General features: G+C 55.0%; 17 protein-coding genes, 2 tRNA genes and 1 riboswitch. Of the genes, 12 read left to right on the top strand and 7 right to left on the bottom strand.

Going from position 1 to position 16,489, the window contains the following annotated elements:
• Positions 1–20 precede the first annotated feature (20 nt).
• Positions 21–190, top strand: a riboswitch (M-box (ykoK) riboswitch).
• 60 nt (positions 191–250) lie between these two features.
• On the top strand, positions 251–1,252 hold the full coding sequence (locus ACOTXD_RS10980) for a magnesium transporter (protein WP_015570882.1): 1,002 nt from the start codon (positions 251–253) through the stop codon (positions 1,250–1,252).
• A 42-nt stretch (positions 1,253–1,294) separates the two neighbouring features.
• On the opposite strand, the gene ACOTXD_RS10975 is transcribed toward ACOTXD_RS10980, so the two are convergent.
• Positions 1,295–1,382: transfer RNA gene (locus tag ACOTXD_RS10975), tRNA-Ser, on the bottom strand.
• Positions 1,383–1,635: 253 nt separating this feature from the next.
• On the opposite strand from ACOTXD_RS10975, the gene ACOTXD_RS10970 reads away from it, so the two are divergent.
• Positions 1,636–2,154, top strand: a complete 519-nt coding sequence (locus tag ACOTXD_RS10970; protein ID WP_003858117.1) for a LuxR C-terminal-related transcriptional regulator — start codon at positions 1,636–1,638, stop codon at positions 2,152–2,154.
• Positions 2,155–2,194: 40 nt separating this feature from the next.
• Here the strand turns inward: ACOTXD_RS10970 and ACOTXD_RS10965 are convergent, their stop codons facing one another.
• Positions 2,195–3,808 carry a mechanosensitive ion channel family protein gene (locus ACOTXD_RS10965; protein ID WP_061856359.1) on the bottom strand — a complete coding sequence of 538 codons (1,614 nt, stop codon included), beginning with the start codon at positions 3,806–3,808 and terminating at the stop codon, positions 2,195–2,197.
• A 173-nt stretch (positions 3,809–3,981) separates the two neighbouring features.
• On the opposite strand from ACOTXD_RS10965, the gene ACOTXD_RS10960 reads away from it, so the two are divergent.
• From ACOTXD_RS10960 to ACOTXD_RS10950, 3 genes are read left to right on the top strand one after another with little or no spacing between them, the layout of a single operon-like run.
• On the top strand, positions 3,982–4,989 hold the full coding sequence (locus ACOTXD_RS10960; protein WP_061856358.1) for an ABC transporter substrate-binding protein: 1,008 nt from the start codon (positions 3,982–3,984) through the stop codon (positions 4,987–4,989).
• Positions 4,986–6,017: a FecCD family ABC transporter permease gene (locus ACOTXD_RS10955; RefSeq protein WP_115469747.1), complete on the top strand. Its 1,032-nt coding sequence runs from the start codon at positions 4,986–4,988 to the stop codon at positions 6,015–6,017. The genes ACOTXD_RS10960 and ACOTXD_RS10955 overlap by 4 nt, the downstream gene beginning before the upstream one ends.
• Positions 6,014–6,775, top strand: a complete 762-nt coding sequence (locus tag ACOTXD_RS10950) for an ABC transporter ATP-binding protein (protein WP_061856356.1) — start codon at positions 6,014–6,016, stop codon at positions 6,773–6,775. The genes ACOTXD_RS10955 and ACOTXD_RS10950 overlap by 4 nt, the downstream gene beginning before the upstream one ends.
• 60 nt (positions 6,776–6,835) lie before the next feature.
• Here the strand turns inward: ACOTXD_RS10950 and ACOTXD_RS10945 are convergent.
• A tRNA-Ser gene (locus tag ACOTXD_RS10945) sits at positions 6,836–6,923 on the bottom strand.
• A gap of 144 nt (positions 6,924–7,067) precedes the next feature.
• The gene (locus ACOTXD_RS10940; RefSeq protein ID WP_126501199.1) at positions 7,068–8,696 is read right to left on the bottom strand and encodes an ABC transporter substrate-binding protein; all 1,629 of its coding nucleotides are present in this window, start codon (positions 8,694–8,696) and stop codon (positions 7,068–7,070) included.
• Between the two features lie 270 nt (positions 8,697–8,966).
• Here ACOTXD_RS10940 and yccA point away from each other — a divergent pair, with 270 nt between their 5' ends.
• On the top strand, positions 8,967–9,626 hold the full coding sequence (gene yccA / locus ACOTXD_RS10935) for an FtsH protease modulator YccA (protein WP_061856354.1): 660 nt from the start codon (positions 8,967–8,969) through the stop codon (positions 9,624–9,626).
• Positions 9,627–9,714: 88 nt separating this feature from the next.
• Positions 9,715–10,044 (top strand): sulfurtransferase TusE, encoded by a 330-nt coding sequence (gene tusE, locus ACOTXD_RS10930; RefSeq protein ID WP_003858129.1) that lies wholly within the window; start codon positions 9,715–9,717, stop codon positions 10,042–10,044.
• Here the strand turns inward: tusE and yccX are convergent.
• Positions 10,041–10,322: an acylphosphatase gene (gene yccX, locus ACOTXD_RS10925; protein WP_003858131.1), complete on the bottom strand. Its 282-nt coding sequence runs from the start codon at positions 10,320–10,322 to the stop codon at positions 10,041–10,043. The genes tusE and yccX overlap by 4 nt on opposite strands.
• Positions 10,323–10,415: 93 nt before the next feature.
• Here yccX and rlmI point away from each other — a divergent pair, with 93 nt between their 5' ends.
• Together rlmI and hspQ are read left to right on the top strand one after the other, a co-directional pair.
• Positions 10,416–11,606: a 23S rRNA (cytosine(1962)-C(5))-methyltransferase RlmI gene (rlmI, locus tag ACOTXD_RS10920; RefSeq protein ID WP_045897369.1), complete on the top strand. Its 1,191-nt coding sequence runs from the start codon at positions 10,416–10,418 to the stop codon at positions 11,604–11,606.
• A gap of 60 nt (positions 11,607–11,666) precedes the next feature.
• A complete protein-coding gene (gene hspQ, locus ACOTXD_RS10915; RefSeq protein ID WP_003858136.1) occupies positions 11,667–11,984 on the top strand; it encodes a heat shock protein HspQ in 318 nt (105 codons plus the stop codon).
• 32 nt (positions 11,985–12,016) lie between these two features.
• On the opposite strand, the gene ACOTXD_RS10910 is transcribed toward hspQ, so the two are convergent.
• Positions 12,017–12,430, bottom strand: a complete 414-nt coding sequence (locus tag ACOTXD_RS10910) for a CoA-binding protein (protein WP_003858138.1) — start codon at positions 12,428–12,430, stop codon at positions 12,017–12,019.
• 171 nt (positions 12,431–12,601) lie between these two features.
• Here ACOTXD_RS10910 and csgI point away from each other — a divergent pair, with 171 nt between their 5' ends.
• A complete protein-coding gene (csgI, locus tag ACOTXD_RS10905; RefSeq protein ID WP_061856353.1) occupies positions 12,602–13,264 on the top strand; it encodes a curli synthesis inhibitor in 663 nt (220 codons plus the stop codon).
• Positions 13,265–13,344: 80 nt separating this feature from the next.
• Positions 13,345–13,803: a methylglyoxal synthase gene (gene mgsA, locus ACOTXD_RS10900; RefSeq protein ID WP_003858146.1), complete on the top strand. Its 459-nt coding sequence runs from the start codon at positions 13,345–13,347 to the stop codon at positions 13,801–13,803.
• Between the two features lie 53 nt (positions 13,804–13,856).
• Here mgsA and helD read toward each other — a convergent pair whose 3' ends face one another.
• Positions 13,857–15,911, bottom strand: coding sequence for a DNA helicase IV (helD, locus tag ACOTXD_RS10895; RefSeq protein ID WP_061856352.1), 2,055 nt, complete (start codon positions 15,909–15,911; stop codon positions 13,857–13,859).
• Positions 15,912–16,033: 122 nt separating this feature from the next.
• Between helD and ACOTXD_RS10890 the strand changes: the two genes are divergently transcribed.
• Entirely contained in the window at positions 16,034–16,480 is a 447-nt protein-coding gene (locus tag ACOTXD_RS10890; RefSeq protein ID WP_003858149.1) for a YccF domain-containing protein, read from the top strand.
• Positions 16,481–16,489: the final 9 nt, after the last annotated feature.

The raw sequence follows: 16,489 nt of genomic DNA, 5'->3' as shown, positions 1-16,489 counted from the left end.
GTATTATCCCTCTCGTTTTACAACGATCTCGTTATGGCGAGGCTCCTGTACAAATAAACGTTATCGCTCTGGTGGGTTCGAGAGAACCGGCACAGGGTAAAACAGGCACTGTCGAATCAAGGCTTTGTCAGTATAACTTCCCTTGCGGGATACGGTGTACAGTGCTGAACCCAGGACGTGGGGATCTCCTTTCCGACATGCCCTGTCTTGCTCGCCCCTGAGAGATTTTATTATTCAAAGGGAATTTGCTATGTCTTACGCTATTCACAACCAAAACCTGGCTTTCAATGACAGCGCCATTGCGCAATATATGAATACCGATTTTATCGTTATTGATATTTCATTATGCGTGGCTCTGGCACGCGAGCAGTTCTTTGAAAAATTAAAAGATGATGATATTCCGTCGCATATTTTTATCGAAGATAACGGTCGCCTCGCGGGTTTGATCGCCGTACGCAAATTGTTGCAGGCCACCGACACCGTGCAGCCCGTTAAGGGGTTGATGATATCGGATTTTATTCAGCTCAAACCGGAAGATGAGCGGGCGGATGTCGCCGGGCTGCTGGCGCATGCGGGTGCGGATGTAGTGCCGGTGGTGACCCACGGCAAGCTGGTGGGCTGCCTTACCGAGCGTGAAATCGCCCATCTGCTGGAAGATGACGTTACTGAAGATGCCCAGCTTCAGGGGGCGACGCTGCCGCTGGAGAAGCCCTATCTGGAAACCAGCGCCTTCAGCCTGTGGAAGAAACGCTCCGTCTGGCTGCTGCTGCTGTTTGTCGCGGAAGCGTATACCAGCTCGGTGATCCAGCATTTTGAAGAGGCGCTGGAATCCGCCATTGCGCTGGCGTTCTTTATTCCGCTGCTGATTGGCACCGGCGGAAACAGCGGGACGCAGATCACCTCGACGCTGGTGCGCGCCATGGCGCTGGGTGAAGTCCACCTTCGCGATGTGGGTCGCGTGCTGCGCAAAGAGATCAGCACCTCGTTAATGATTGCCGCCACGCTGGGTCTGGCGGGCTGCGTTCGCGCCTGGATGATGGGTATTGGGATGGAAATCACGCTCATCGTCAGCCTGACGCTGGTCTGCATTACGCTGTGGAGCGCCATCGTCTCGTCGGTGATCCCGATGGTACTGAAACGCTGCAAAATCGATCCGGCGGTGGTCTCCGCACCGTTTATCGCCACGCTAATCGACGGGACCGGGCTGATTATCTACTTCAAAATCGCGCAGTATACGCTGGGGCTGGAATAACGAAAAAACCCTGCGATATTGCTATCGCAGGGTTTTCGAATTTGGCGGAAGCGTAGAGATTCGAACTCTAGAACCCTTTCGGGTCGCCGGTTTTCAAGACCGGTGCCTTCAACCGCTCGGCCACGCTTCCAAAGTGAGGCGCACTATAAACATCTCTGAGCATGATGTAAAGCACGAATTTGCATAACATTACACGTCTTCCGTCCTCCCCTTCCGTCCCGCTGATTTCTTCGCCATCGACTGGCTAAAATGTAAACATTTATTTTTACATTCATAACGTTTATTAGATTCGCGGGTGGTCATTTAGACTCTTTTTCGCACAACACTCATTAACCGTAGATCACTGCGTTAAGAGATAGCCATGACTTTATTTAACGACGATTATGAATTTTTTATTTATCAGTGATAACTATTACCTTTGCCATGGTGTATCAAGCTCCCTGACATCAACCCATTTGATTCGCGATGACGCGGATATTCACGATCTTGATGGGGTCGATCAGGCGATGGATTTTATCATTGCGATTGAACAGGATAAGTTACGCAATAAAACCATTCGGCAGGTCAAAAAAGTTAAGCGTGATTACATTGTCCTGATGCATGAGATAGAAGCCAACCGCGCAGTGAGAATCGATAATATTATCTATTCGTCGATGCATTTTACTGCTCACCCTTTTCAGCAGCTGATGCGCTTTTACCGGGCGCTCAGAACACACTCCTTTACGCGACGAGAATATGACGTGCTGAAGCTGTTTCATTTGGAAAACCATGAGATCGCGAAAAAGCTGCAATTGTCACAAAAAACGACCAGCACCTACCGCGTGAGGATCCTCGAGAAATTAAATATGCGCTCAAAAAACATTCTGGCGATGACCCGTGTAAAATCGGCGATCGTCGATTAAAAGCTGTAACATTTTGCCTTGCCACGGAAAAACCGGGCCGTCACGTTTCGCCCTGAGGGGGTTTGGCTGGCGCGGTATACCAGTTCTCTTTGACAACCATCACGCTGCCCTCTGGCTGCATAACAAAATTCGGGGACATGATCTGCACGTTAAATTCGTTAAACACATCCTGTATCTGGCTATGCAGTTCATTGCGGGCAACCGCGAGGGACTGATCGGGCAGCAGGCGGACCTGCAATTCGTAAGCGATATACCAGTCCATTAACCCTAACTGGCGCACCAGCGGCGGCTCGGAAAGGTCAATCCCTTTTGCCCGTTTCGCGGCCAGCTCCAGCATGGCATGCACCTGACGCCATGGGGTGTCATAACCGATAGTGACGCTGACCGTCAGATTGAGGCTGCCATCGGGCTGTAGCGCGCTCAGGTTGGTGATCTTACCGCTCACCACCACCGCGTTGGGCACGGTAACGACATAATTTTCCCGGGTAATAATTTTGGTCGCCAGCATGCCAATTTCACTGACCTTACCTTCGTTATCCGCCACCCGAATGACATCGCCTTTACGCAGTGCGCGGGAGTAAATCAGGACCAGACCGCTCATGGCATGGTTCATCACCCCTGCCGAACCCAGCGTTAACATCAGTCCAAAGAAGACGCTAATACCTTTAAACGCCAGCGAGTTTGCACCGGGAAGAAACGGCCAGGCGGCGGAGAGAGCAAATAGCCAGACGGCAACGGAAATGAGCTTACGGGTAGCCCCCACGGTTTCCGGATGTACGCCGGGAAGTTGCAGACGACCAGCCTCCACCTGATTCAGCACCATCTTAAGAAGCTTCAGAATAAAAGCGGTAATGAGGAAAATGATCAGAACAATCGTCAGCCCCGGCAAGGCCGAGACAATCGCCAGGGCGATTTGCTGCACCACGCGAAGCGTCCAGTCTCCCAGCGACGTGCCCCACACCCGCGTCCACGGAAACAGACTGAATGCCCAGCTCAGCCAGACGTAAAAGCCAATCAAACCCAGCAGGAACATCAGCAAGGCGTAAAGCCGAATCTCAATGGCGCCAATGTACCGCCGCCAGCTTTGCGGCACCCGGCTGCGATTCTCCACAATACGCAGACGGTAGACGCGTCGAAACCAGCGCCAGGATCGCCACGCGCCGTAGCAGAGCAGCAACAGCGCCAGCAGGCCAGCGGCTGTTTTTACCGTCGACAGCGCCAGCCAGCCGGAATCGTATTGATCGCGCAGCGCCATTCTCTGCGCTTCCATGCGCGCCAGCACGCGCTGTGCGGCCTGATCGAGGGTAAGATCGTCCCCTTCGTCCAAATCCCCTTCCGTCAGCAGCATCACGGGCTTACCGTTCATCACTATCAGCCGTCCCTGCTGGTTATAGCGGGTCACGGGGACGATGCTGAGCGGCTCACGCACATCCGCCTCGGTAAAATTGCGCAGGGTGTTGCGGATGCGTAAAACGCGCTCTTCCGGCGTGGTCAGGCCAAATTTCGCCTGTAGCATGACGATGGGCTGATGGAAGATATAGACCGTTCGGGCGCGCTCCTGCTCCGTAGGCGCCTGGCGGGGCTCTGCGGCATACGATGAGAAGGCGCTCAGGGCGGCAAAACAGAACGCAAACGCGAGCAGGATCTTTTTCATCCTCACTCCCCCAGGTCAGAAATCTTGTTATTTTTCAGGCAACCCGCGAATGCCAGGTGGGTATGTTGAGAATAGTCCAGCCTTTCGTTTCTGCAACAAGCGACGGTGAGCGTGTTGCTCTAAATCGCAATATATGTATTATGTTATAACATTACAATTTCGGATAGCGTTCTATGTTACTTAAAAAAGGGTTATTTCTGGCTTCACTGCTCTCCATGGCACCTGCCGCTTTCGCCGCAACCACCTGGCCTCTCACGATTGAAAATTGCGGCGTAAAGCAGACCTTTACGCAGGCTCCTCAGCGCGTCGTGACCGTGGGTCAGCATGAAACAGAATTACTGCTCGCACTGGGGCTGGAGAAAACCATCGCCGCGACGTCAGTCTGGTTCGGCACGCTGCCACCCACGCTGGAGGATGCCGGGAAAAACCTCCCCCGGCTTGCGGATAATTCCCCCTCCTTTGAGGCCGTGGTAGGGCAGAAACCTGAACTCGTTCTCGCGCAGTATCACTGGCACATTGGTCCGCAGGGAGAAGTGGGAACCCGTGAACAGTTTGCGTCGCTGGGGATTAATACGTGGATCTCCCCTGCCGACTGCACGGATAAAACGGTAACGGAAACCTCAAACGCAGACGGAGCACGTAGCGCGCCGTTTTCACTGGCGGAAATTACACGGGAAGTGACAGATCTGGCGACGATTTTTGATGTTTCCGCGCGAGGTGAGCAGCTCAATCGTGCGCTGGCGGAGCGTATTAAAAAGGCCCAGGCGCGCGCCTCCGCGAAACAACTTAGCGTCGTATTCTGGTTCTCCAGCAGCCGTCTGAATGGCGATCCCTGGGTGGCGGGGAATTACGGCGCGCCTGGCTGGATCAGCCGCACGTTGGGGTTGAAGAACATTATTGACTCTCACGACGAATGGCCCGCTGTAACGTGGGAACATATTGCCCAGTCGCAGCCGGACGTGATTGTTATCGCCGGGATGTCCCGCAGGCTCTATCCTGCCGATGACGTTGAGGTAAAAAAAGCGTTCTTGCGCAGTGACCCGGTGACAAAGAACATGCCTGCGGTCAGGAACAACCACATCATCGTGGTGCCAGCGATGTCGTTAAACCCTTCATTGCGTAACGTCGATGCGGTTGAGCTTATCAGCGATCGGCTGGCTTCTTTCCAGGATGAACAATGAGTCATTTCGCTTTTGACCGCCGCCAGCAGGGTTTACTGGCAGCAGGTGCCATGGCGCTGCCGCTGATGCTGGTCTTTGCCGCCAGTATCGGGGATATGCCGGTGTCGTATGCCAGTACCGGGAAAGCGATCCTCAACGGACTGGGTTTGACCTCTTATGCGTTGCCGCAAACGGAGGAAGGTATCGTCTGGCAATATCGCATGAGCCGGGCAGTAATGGCCGCGTGCAGCGGAGGCGGCCTGGCGTTGTGCGGGCTGGTGTTACAGTCGATCCTGCGTAACCCTCTGGCTGAGCCTTATCTGCTGGGGATTTCCGCGGGCGCATCGCTGGGGGCCGTCTGCGTGATGCTTCTCGGCATGGGGGGAAGCGTGATTGGCGTGAGCAGCGGTGCGTTTGTCGGCTCGTGCGCCGCCTTTGCGCTCATCATGGTGATAACAAACGGGATGAGTGAAAGCCCGTCGCGCATTTTGCTGGCTGGCATTGCGGGCACCCAGCTCTTCAACGCCATGACCGCGTACGTCGTCAGCACGTCCGCCAATGCCGAGCAGTCCCGTAGCGTCATGTTCTGGCTGCTGGGAAGTCTGAGCGGCGTGCGCTGGCCTGACGCGCTGCTGGCGCTGGCCGTTACGCTGGCGGGTTTACTGGTGGTATTGCTCTTTTCACGGGCGCTGGACACCTTCACCTTCGGGGATGAGGTCTCCACCACGCTGGGGATCCCGGTTACCGCCGTGCGTATTGTCTTATTGCTGACCTGTGCCATTGTTACCGCCACGCTGGTGAGCGCCACCGGCGCAGTGGGGTTTGTCGGGCTGGTCATTCCCCATGTGACGCGCATGCTATGCGGGCCGGGCCATCGTCGCTCGATCCCGCTGACGTTTCTTATCGGCGCCCACTTTATGATCCTCGCCGATATCGTCTCACGCACGCTGATTGTGCACCAGGTTCTCCCCATCGGGGTGGTGACTGCGCTGGTGGGCGCCCCCGTCTTTGTGGCGTTGCTTTATCAAAACCGAAAGGAGCATCCATGAATATTACTGTGGCCGGGTTAACCGTAACCCGACAAGCGCAGACGGTGCTTAAGAATATCGATCTCGACCTGCCATCCGGGCAGATTATCGGCCTGTTAGGGCCAAACGGCTCGGGCAAGTCGACGCTGCTGCGCTGTCTCGCCGGGCTGTTTCCACGACTCAGCGAACGCGTGGCGCTTAATGGCACAACGCTCGGCATGATGCCGCTGAAAAAACGCGCGCAGCACATGGCGTTTGTCCCGCAACATGCTGAGGTCGACGGAGAACTGACCGTTGAGGACATTGTCAGACTGGGGCGTACGCCCTACCGGAAAACATTCCAGAGAACCTCGCGCGACGATGAGGCTGCGGTTGAGCAGGCGATTGGCCTGATGCAGTTATGCCGCTTACGCCAGCGGCGATGGCACTCTTTGTCTGGCGGAGAGCGCCAGCGAAGCCAGATAGCCCGCGCGCTGGCCCAGCAGCCGCAGGTGCTGTTGCTCGATGAACCGACAAACCACCTGGACATTCAGCACCAGCTGGAGCTGATGCGGCTCGTTTCACAGCTGCCGCTTACGGTGGTGGTTGCACTGCACGATCTCAATCTTGCGGCCAATTATTGCCAGCGTCTGATCCTCCTGAAGGCAGGGCAGATCGCCGCCACGGGCGCGCCCGAAGCGGTTCTGACGCCGGCAAACATTGAGGACACCTGGTGCGTAAAAGCTCAGGTCTGCAAGGACGACGCCGGGATCACGATAAGCTACAACATGGTGGCATGACGGAAGACTGGCGCAAAAGCAAAAACCCCTGCGATATTGCTATCGCAGGGGTTTCGAATTTGGCGGAAGCGTAGAGATTCGAACTCTAGAACCCTTTCGGGTCGCCGGTTTTCAAGACCGGTGCCTTCAACCGCTCGGCCACGCTTCCTAAGTGAGGCGAACTATAAACACCTCACCGCGCGCTGTAAAGAGTGTGCGCATTCGTTCGCTTTAAAAATAGCCAAAATGCGTTTAATCGGTTGAATAGACGACAGATTGGCCGTTTTGACAGCATAATATCCACCGCGGATCGTTAGTGCTTTTTGATGTACATATCTTTGGTGTAGTAGTACCCGAGCTTGTCTGGCGTGAAGCCCCCTACCCACGGTTTCACCAGGTGCGTGCGCACGTAATGATAAACAGGGATCGCCGGGACATCGCGTCCCAGCAGATCTTCTGCCTGCTGGTAGAATTTACCGCGCTCCTCCGCCGTTTTCGATTTCGCCGCGTTCACCAGTGCCCGATCGTAGTCCGGATTGCTGTACTGAGTGGTGTTTTGGCTATCCCCGGTACGAAAGTTGTTCAGGAAAGTTGCCGCATCGTCGTAATCGGCAATCCAGGCGTAGCGTACCGCGTCAAAATTATGGGTGTGCATGGTATCAAGCATGGTTTTCCATTCCTGATTTTGCAGCTTCGCCTCCACGCCGAGGTTCTTCTTCCACATTGAGCTGGCGGCAATGGCAATACGCTGGTGCGATTCCGAGGTGTTATAGAGGAGATTAAAGCTGAGCGGATGGCTGTCGTTAAATCCGGCTTCGGCCAGCAGCTTTTTCGCCTCGGCAATGCGTTTATCCATCGGCCAGCTGGCGTAATCCGGGTTCTGGAGTTTGACGCCGCCAATATCCGGCTGGCTGATGAGCCATGCCGGGCGCTGACCCTGCCCTAATACTTTATCGGCGATAATGTCTTTATCCAGCGCCAGGTTCAGCGCCTTGCGCACGCGGGCGTCGTTGAACGGCGGCCGGGTGGTGTTGAATTCGTAATAATAGGTGGCAAGCTGCGGCGATACATCCAGCTCGCTCCCCAGCGTTTTCTTCAGCTGAGCAAACTGGTTGATCGGCACCGTGTAGACAATGTCGATTTCGCCCGCTTTGTAGCGGTTAACGTCAGCAGCTTCAGAGGAAATGGGCAGATAGGTTACCTTGTTAATGACGGTATGTTCGTTATCCCAATATTTCGGGTTACGCACCGCCACAATGCGTTCGTTAACCACCCACTGTGACAGTTTATAGGCCCCGCTGCTGACGAAGTGCTCCGGTTTGGTCCACTTTTCACCGAAACGGCCTACCAGGACTTTATCAATTGGCACCAGAGACGGGTGAGCCAGCATCGCCAGGAAAGCGGCGTTAGGTTGCGTGAGCGTCACTTCCAGCGTGGTGTCATTGATGGCTTTCACCCCCAGCGACTCGGGCGCTTTTTTGCCTTCTGCGATATCAGTGCCGTTGACGATACGCATACTGCCGGGATAGCTGGCATACGGAGAGGCGGTTTTCGGGTCGACCAGTCGCTGCCAGCTCCAGACAATATCTTCCGCTGTGATGGGGGTTCCATCGCTCCAGGTAATGCCCGGGCGCAGATGGAACGTCCAGACTGTGTTGTCTTTATTTTCCCATTTCTCCGCCAGGCGCGGCTGGATTTCACCTGCCGGAGAGACGCTGACCAGCCCGTCGAATAAATCGCTGATAATATTGAATTCGACATCGCTTTCAACTTTATGCGGGTCGAGCGAGGCGGGTTCACTGCCGTTGTTCCTGACCAGTTCCTGCTTATCTGCCAGCTGGGTTCCTGCCGGCACCTTAGCCGCCCAGGTTGCCGTGCTGGCGCACAGGATCCCTGTGGTTAACAAAGAGAGTGTAAAGTGCGTGCGTGTTTGTGGTTTCATTTCCTTCGCCTTATTGTCTGTTTTTATGACGATCCGGAAATAACTCTTAGCGGCCTTAGGGAAATAACGCAATATTTTTCAGTGACCTATAAGAGGTTGATCTGAATACGCCCTACAAACCGCACTTCATTCTGAGTACAAAGGCTTTGCCAGAATAAAAAACCAGCATAATCCCTAAGGGGCTGAGTAAAGATGGGTAAAACCACTTTGCGTCTGCCGCGCCGTTTCCTATTCTTTGCGCTAATTACATCTGTCATAAGAGAGTGACTCATGGATCGTATAATTACTTCTTCACGCGACCGCACATCGCTACTCAGCACCCATAAGGTGCTGCGCAATACCTATTTCATGCTCAGCCTGACGCTGGCGTTTTCGGCGATCACCGCAACGGCCAGCACCGTACTGATGCTGCCTTCTCCAGGCCTGATCCTGACGCTGGTGGGTATGTACGGTCTGATGTTCCTGACCTACAAAACCGCGGATAAACCGGTGGGGATTCTCTCCGCGTTCGCCTTTACCGGCTTCCTGGGCTACATTCTGGGGCCAATCCTGAATGCCTATCTGTCTGCCGGAATGGGCGACGTGATTGGTATGGCGCTGGGCGGTACCGCGCTGGTGTTCTTCTGCTGCTCGGCCTACGTGCTGACCACCCGTAAGGACATGTCCTTCCTTGGCGGTATGCTGATGGCGGGTATCGTGATTGTACTGGTCGGTATGCTGGCGAACATCTTCCTGCAATTGCCTGCGCTGCATCTGGCAATCAGCGCGGTGTTTATCCTGATTTCATCAGGCGCAATCCTGTATGAAACCAGCAACATCATTCACGGCGGTGAGATGAACTATATCCGCGCCACCGTGAGCCTGTATGTGTCGCTGTACAACATTTTTGTCAGCCTGCTGAGCATCCTGGGCTTCGCCAGCCGCGATTAACTCACCGTGCTGTGAACAGGGCCCCGCTTATGCGGGGCTTTGTTTTTTTGGTAGACTGAGGCGGTTTTTGACTAACGCGTGAATGAATATGTTGAGTTTTGAAGGCAAAGAGATCGAAACCGATAACGACGGTTATCTGAAAGAGAGCAGCCAGTGGAGCGAAGCGCTGGCGGAGAAAATTGCGGAAAACGAAGGAATTACCCTCTCCCCGGAACACTGGGAAGTGGTGCGCTTCGTGCGAGAATTTTACCTTGAATTCAACACGTCGCCAGCTATCCGCATGCTGGTCAAAGCCATGGCGAATAAATTTGGCGAAGAGAAAGGCAACAGCCGTTATCTGTATCGCCTGTTTCCGAAAGGCCCGGCTAAACAGGCGACAAAAATCGCCGGCCTGCCAAAGCCGGTAAAATGCATTTAATAGCGAATACTGAAGTCAGCGTATTCCCGGCCGGGTTGATGCGGTTCCGTTAGCACCTTATCAACCCGCGCACTGCGCGGTCCGCCCGCTTTCAGCCACGCCACCAGCTTCTCTACCCGATCCGCCTCACCGCAGGCCACAACCTCCACGCTGCCATCATCCATGTTACGCGCATACCCCGTCAGCCCGAGCTGAAGGGCTTCGCGCTGGGTGCTGTAGCGGAATCCGACGCCCTGTACAAGGCCATGGACCCAGGCAATGGTGCAAACATTTGACATCATCCTTCTCCTTATCCGACTGGCGCGTTGCATTTCCTCACTGAAGTCGGGAAAATGGCGGCCATTTCATTGGAATCGACAGAATAGCAAATTATGAGTGTACGTTTAGTGTTAGCCAAAGGGCGCGAGAAGTCATTACTGCGCCGTCATCCCTGGGTCTTTTCCGGCGCGGTTGCCCGCATGGAAGGTAAAGCCAGCCTCGGTGAAACCATCGATATTGTTGACCATCAGGGGAAATGGTTAGCACGCGGCGCATACTCGCCTGCATCTCAGATCCGCGCGCGCGTCTGGACGTTCAATAAAGAAGAAGCCATCGATATCGACTTCTTTGTCCGTCGTCTGCAACAGGCGCAGCAGTGGCGTGAGTGGCTGGCAAAGCGTGACGGGCTGGACAGCTATCGTCTGATTGCCGGAGAGTCCGACGGGCTGCCGGGCGTGACCATCGACCGCTTCGGCAATTTCCTGGTGTTGCAGCTGCTGAGCGCCGGGGCGGAATACCAGCGTGCCGCGCTGATTAGCGCCCTGCAAACCCTGTTCCCGGAATGTGCCATTTACGACCGCAGCGACGTGGCGGTACGTAAAAAAGAGGGCATGGAGCTGACGCAAGGCCCGGTCACCGGCGAACTGCCGCCTGCCCTGCTGCCTATTGAAGAGCATGGCATGAAGCTGCTGGTGGATATCCAGGGCGGCCATAAGACCGGTTATTACCTCGACCAGCGTGACAGCCGTCTGGCAACGCGCCAGTACGTTGCCGATAGGCGCGTGCTGAACTGCTTCTCTTATACCGGCGGCTTTGCGGTCTCTGCCCTGATGGGCGGCTGTGCCCAGGTTGTGAGCGTCGACACCTCACAGGAAGCGCTGGATGTGGCGAAACAGAACGTTGAGCTGAACAAGCTGGATCTGAGCAAAGCGGAGTTTGTGCGCGACGACGTGTTCAAACTGCTGCGTAAATACCGCGACCAGGGCGAGAAATTTGACGTTATCGTGATGGACCCGCCGAAGTTTGTGGAAAATAAAAGCCAGCTGATGGGCGCCTGCCGTGGCTATAAAGACATCAACATGCTGGCGATCCAGCTGCTGAACCCGGGCGGCGTGCTGCTGACGTTCTCCTGTTCAGGCCTGATGACGACAGATTTATTCCAAAAAATCATCGCCGATGCCGCAATAGATGCGGGTCGTGATGTACAATTTATAGAGCAGTTCCGTCAGGCCGCCGATCACCCGGTGATCGCTACCTACCCGGAAGGGCTGTATCTGAAAGGGTTTGCCTGTCGCGTCATGTAACTTGAAAAGAGAAATATTGCCCGCACATAGTGTGTATGTAATGTTTCCCGGGAGGTGACTATGATTGCCAGCAAATTCGGTATCGGCCAGCAGGTCCGCCACACCTTGCTTGGATATTTGGGTGTGGTCGTGGATATCGACCCGGAGTATTCCCTTGATGAACCGTCAGCAGACGATCTGGCCGTTGACGCAGAGCTTCGCGCCGCGCCCTGGTATCATGTGGTTATGGAGGGCGACGATGGTCAGCCTGTCCATACCTATCTTGCCGAAGCGCAGCTGAGTGGTGAACTACAGGATGAGCATCCGGAACAACCCACTATGGACGAGCTTGCTCAGACCATCCGCAAACAGTTACAGGCACCAAGACTGCGTAACTAAAGGTGTAAAAAAGCCCGTCAAACGGGCTTTTTTTATTTTGCCAGCCCCAGACGAGGAATATCGATTGCCGGACAGCGATCCATCACCACTTTCAGCCCGGCATCGCGTGCCAGCACGGCCGCCTGCTCATTAATCACGCCCAGTTGCATCCACAGCGTTTTCGCGCCAATGGCGATCGCTTCCTGCGCCACGCCCCAGGCCGCTTCTGAATTACGAAAAACGTCCACCATATCCACCTTTTCCGGCACGTCCGCGAGCGTCGCATAGCCCTGCTGACCCAGCAGCGTTTTCCCCGCCACCTTCGGCGAGACCGGGATCACGTGATATCCCTGGTCCAGAAGGTATTTCATGACCCGATAGCTTGGGCGATCCGGTTTATCGCTCGCGCCGACCAGCGCGATAGTGCGCGTGGTCGTCAGAATCTCGACAATGTCGTTCTCTTTCATGCTGTTCCTCCTGGTTTTTTTCAAAGTGTACGTCAAAGCGAACATCTCAACCACGCATCCCATACAGAAGTATGAGGGCAAAACGGCAGAATATGTCTATATGTTAGTAAACGTGTTTATCGAAAAATTTTGATACATTCTTACCGGGTAGTTTGTCTACAGGAGTCAGCTATGAAAACCGGCATTGCCTGGGCTGTGGTTGCGTTAATCATGCCGGTTTGTGTTTTCGCAACTACTCTCAGACTCACAACCGACATTGACCTGCTGGTGCTGGACGGGAAAAAAGTCTCCAGTTCCCTGCTACGGGGCGCAGACAGCATCGAGCTGGATAACGGCCCGCATCAGCTGGTTTTTCGGGTGGAAAAGACCATTCGCCTCGCCGACAACGAACAGCAGGTGTACATTTCGCCTCCGCTGGTGGTCAGCTTTAATACCCAGCGTATCAGCAAGGTCAATTTTCGTCTCCCGCGCCTTGAGACAGAAAAGGAGTCACTGGCATTTGATGCCTCGCCGCGCATTGAACTGGTGGACGGGGATTCCATGCCCATCCCGGTAAAGCTGGATATTCTGGCGCTGACAAAAAGGCCAAAGGGAACTGACTATGAAGCGGACACCGAGACCTACAACAGGGCCAGCAGGCGCGCCTCGCTGCCCCAGTTCGCCACCATGATGGCGGATGACAGTACCCTGCTTTCGGGCGTATCGGAGCTGGATGTACTCCCCCCTCAGTCGCAGACCCTTACTGAGCAACGTCTCAAGTTCTGGTTCCAGAATGCCGATCCGGACACGCGCGCCCGTTTTCTGCAATGGGCAAAACAACAACCTTCGTCGTAAGCCACATTTTTTTGTCCTTTCTCTTGCAGCATCAGTCAGTTCCCGTCATCGTGTAGCGAGGTAACCTCACGGATAAGATTATGGAACTGACAACACGCACACTTCCGGCGCGCAAGCACATTGCTCTGGTTGCGCACGATCACTGTAAACAAATGCTGCTTAACTGGGTTCGTCGCCATCAGCCTCTTTTACAGCATCATGCCCTTTCTGCTACGGGAACAACCGGCAACCTGATCCACCGCGAAACCGGTCTGGAAGTGAATGCCATGCTGAGCGGCCCGATGGGTGGTGACCAGCAGGTAGGCGCTCAGATTTCAGAAGGTAAAATTGACGTTCTGATTTTCTTCTGGGATCCGCTGAACGCGGTTCCGCATGATCCGGACGTTAAAGCGCTGCTGCGTCTGGCGACGGTGTGGAACATTCCGGTAGCCACCAATCTTTCAACGGCAGATTTCATCATTGAATCGCCGCAGTTTAACGATCCGGTGGAGATTTTGATCCCGGATTATCAGCGTTATCTTGCGGAGAGACTGAAGTAGTTTTTTGCCCGGTGGCGCTGCGCTTACCGGGCCTACAGAATTTGCCCGGCGCGTTACGGCTTTCTCGCCACCGGCACGTCAATACTCTTCAAAATATCGACAAACACCGACGGCTCCTCTTTGTTGAACAAGAGCCACACGCGATGGCGCGCGCGGGTTATCGCCACGTACAGTAAGCGCCGCTCCTCTGCATCCGGGAAATCTTCCGGAACAGGTAATAACGCCTCTTCCATCACGGATTCCCGCGCCGGCGCCGGGAAACCGTCGCTCCCCTCTTTTAGCCCCACCACAATCACGTAGTCGGCCTGCTGCCCTTTACTGGCATGAATGGTCATGAAATCGAGCTGTAGTTTTGGCCAGCGCGTCGCCGCTTTTTCCAGCGCCGTCGGCTTGAGGTGGTGGTAACGCGCCAGCACCAGAATTCGTTCATCCGGTTTCGCATAGCCGCTCAGTTTATCCAGCAGCGGTTCCAGCTGATCGTCCGCCAGCAGCGTGACGGCCTTTTTATCCCCAGACCTCAGGCTGTTAAGCGGTTTCGACAGCTGATGCGGGTTCTGCTGAATAAAACGGTTGGCTATTTCGCCAATCCGCGCGTTGAAGCGGTAGGTGGTGTCCAGATCGCTGCGATCGCCTTCCCCAAAATAGTGGTGGAAGGCTGTCGTGAGGGATAGTTGCGCCCCGCTGAAACGGTAGATAGCCTGCCAGTCATCGCCCACGGCAAACAGCGACGTGTGTTTATTCTGCGCCCGCAGCGCCGAAAGCAGCGCAGCGCGCTGCGGCGAGATATCCTGAAACTCATCCACCAGAATGTGTTTCCACGGGCTGACGAAGCGCCCTTTCTCCAGAATGATAATGGCCTGATGGATCAGCCCCGAAAAATCGACCGCGTTTTCGTCTTTCAGCGCGGTTTTCCACGCTTTCAGCATCGGCGCCATCAGCTTAACCCGCTTAGAAAACACGGCGCGGATCGACTCCGGTGCACTTTCTATCATCTCCGCCTGAGAGCCGCCGTGCATGCGCATCAGGCTTACCCACCGGTCTAGACGAGAGCCCAGCCGGCGCGCCAGCTTTTCATCCTGCCAGAAGCTGCCCTCCGGCACCTCCCAGTTGAGTTCCTCTTCAAGCCACTGACGCCAGCCTTTCGCCTGCGCCTTTTTTTCACTGCACTGCTGACGCCATGCCTTGATAAACAGCGTCTGGCGAGCCTGAGCGTCGTTCTCCAGCTTGCTGACAACAGGGACTTTTTTGCTGCCCTGTTGAATGATGTGTAAAGCGAGGGAGTGGAACGTGCGCGCCGAGATATCCTGGGTATGCAAACGCGCCTGAATGCGCTCATCCATCTCCTGCGCCGCCTTGCGACCAAAGGCCAGCAGCAAAATCTGGTCGGCAACCGCCTCGCCCGTTGTCAGAAGCCAGCCCGCGCGTGCCACCAGCACCGACGTTTTGCCGCTCCCGGCGCCTGCCAGCACTAAAAGAGACTGCTCGCCATTCACCACGGCGCGCGCCTGGGCAGGATTGAGGGGTGATGATTCCACCGTACTGAAAAAATCGGCATATTGCGTAAGCATCGCCTCAGTCCAGGCCTGGTTATGCGCCAGACGGCTTTTCTCGATATCGTTCAGCCAGGCCTGACACTTCCGCCACGCGTCGCGGCAGTTATCAAATTCCTCAAGCCGCGCCACCGGTAAAGGCAATGCCGTCAGCGCCTGGGCAATTTTTTGCTGAAGCCCGGCGGTTTGCTGGCGCGTCAGCCACTTCTGCTGCGTATTGCTTAGCGCGATATCGTCCAGCACCTGTTGCAGCACCTGTGCGGCTATCACGCTCATCTCCTGGCTCCACTGTTGCCAGCGCGTATTCAGATGGTAGTGGAAGCGTTGGGTTTCCGCCCACTCGGTCCCGTGAAGCCGCACCACTTTGTCTGACGGCAAGACGAACTCCAGCTCCCCCCATACCAGCCCTCGTTTACAATGAATGGCCAGTAGCTGATTAAACGGAATAAGATATTCGTGGCGTTCCCCGGAGACTTTCACTCCCGCATTGAGAAGGACAACCTTGTCGTAAGGGTGCTGCGCCAGGCGTTTGCCCATTGAAGTTGCTTTCAGTTCCATATCCTGCCGGATCCACGAGGTCATAATTTGTCAGACAGTTTAACTGCCAGTTTTAAGGTGCTCCAGCCCAAAAAAACGTTACAATCACCGGGCGTTAATCATATCGAAGGAAATGAGGGTTTATGCGTACCGTTCTGAATGTGTTGAATTTTGTCCTTGGCGGTTTTGCCACCACCCTTTCCTGGCTTTTTGCCACCCTGGTGAGCATTGTGCTCATCTTCACCCTTCCGCTGACGCGCTCCTGCTGGGAAATCACCAAACTGTCCCTCGTTCCTTATGGAAATGAAGCCGTGCACGTGGATGAGCTGGAGCCGGAAAGAAAAAATGCCCTGATGAATACCGGCGGCACGCTGCTGAATATTTTATGGCTGATCTTCTTTGGCTGGTGGCTGTGTCTGATGCATATTTTCGCCGGCATCGCCCAGTGCATTACGATTATTGGCATTCCGGTTGGCATCGCTAATTTCAAAATTGCCACCATCGCCCTGTGGCCGGTAGGACGCCGAGTTGTCCCGGTCGAAGTCGCGCAAGCCGCGCGTGAAGCCAATGCCCGTCGTCGTTTTCAGTAATAAGGACTG

It is taken from the genome of Enterobacter cloacae complex sp. CDL013 (genome assembly GCF_049238805.1).
Classification (GTDB): domain Bacteria; phylum Pseudomonadota; class Gammaproteobacteria; order Enterobacterales; family Enterobacteriaceae; genus Enterobacter; species Enterobacter hormaechei_C.
This window is presented reverse-complemented; position numbering and strand designations above follow the sequence as displayed.

Bases quoted from the DNA above. Each gene is read 5' to 3' on its own strand.
- ACOTXD_RS10980 (WP_015570882.1), top strand. From the start codon at position 251: ATGTCTTACGCTATTCACAACCAAAACCTGGCTTTCAATGACAGCGCC.
- ACOTXD_RS10970 (WP_003858117.1), top strand. From the start codon at position 1,636: ATGAATTTTTTATTTATCAGTGATAACTATTACCTTTGCCATGGTGTA.
- ACOTXD_RS10965 (WP_061856359.1), bottom strand. From the start codon at position 3,808: ATGAAAAAGATCCTGCTCGCGTTTGCGTTCTGTTTTGCCGCCCTGAGC.
- ACOTXD_RS10960 (WP_061856358.1), top strand. From the start codon at position 3,982: ATGTTACTTAAAAAAGGGTTATTTCTGGCTTCACTGCTCTCCATGGCA.
- ACOTXD_RS10955 (WP_115469747.1), top strand. From the start codon at position 4,986: ATGAGTCATTTCGCTTTTGACCGCCGCCAGCAGGGTTTACTGGCAGCA.
- ACOTXD_RS10950 (WP_061856356.1), top strand. From the start codon at position 6,014: ATGAATATTACTGTGGCCGGGTTAACCGTAACCCGACAAGCGCAGACG.
- ACOTXD_RS10940 (WP_126501199.1), bottom strand. From the start codon at position 8,696: ATGAAACCACAAACACGCACGCACTTTACACTCTCTTTGTTAACCACA.
- yccA (WP_061856354.1), top strand. From the start codon at position 8,967: ATGGATCGTATAATTACTTCTTCACGCGACCGCACATCGCTACTCAGC.
- tusE (WP_003858129.1), top strand. From the start codon at position 9,715: ATGTTGAGTTTTGAAGGCAAAGAGATCGAAACCGATAACGACGGTTAT.
- yccX (WP_003858131.1), bottom strand. From the start codon at position 10,322: ATGTCAAATGTTTGCACCATTGCCTGGGTCCATGGCCTTGTACAGGGC.
- rlmI (WP_045897369.1), top strand. From the start codon at position 10,416: ATGAGTGTACGTTTAGTGTTAGCCAAAGGGCGCGAGAAGTCATTACTG.
- hspQ (WP_003858136.1), top strand. From the start codon at position 11,667: ATGATTGCCAGCAAATTCGGTATCGGCCAGCAGGTCCGCCACACCTTG.
- ACOTXD_RS10910 (WP_003858138.1), bottom strand. From the start codon at position 12,430: ATGAAAGAGAACGACATTGTCGAGATTCTGACGACCACGCGCACTATC.
- csgI (WP_061856353.1), top strand. From the start codon at position 12,602: ATGAAAACCGGCATTGCCTGGGCTGTGGTTGCGTTAATCATGCCGGTT.
- mgsA (WP_003858146.1), top strand. From the start codon at position 13,345: ATGGAACTGACAACACGCACACTTCCGGCGCGCAAGCACATTGCTCTG.
- helD (WP_061856352.1), bottom strand. From the start codon at position 15,911: ATGGAACTGAAAGCAACTTCAATGGGCAAACGCCTGGCGCAGCACCCT.
- ACOTXD_RS10890 (WP_003858149.1), top strand. From the start codon at position 16,034: ATGCGTACCGTTCTGAATGTGTTGAATTTTGTCCTTGGCGGTTTTGCC.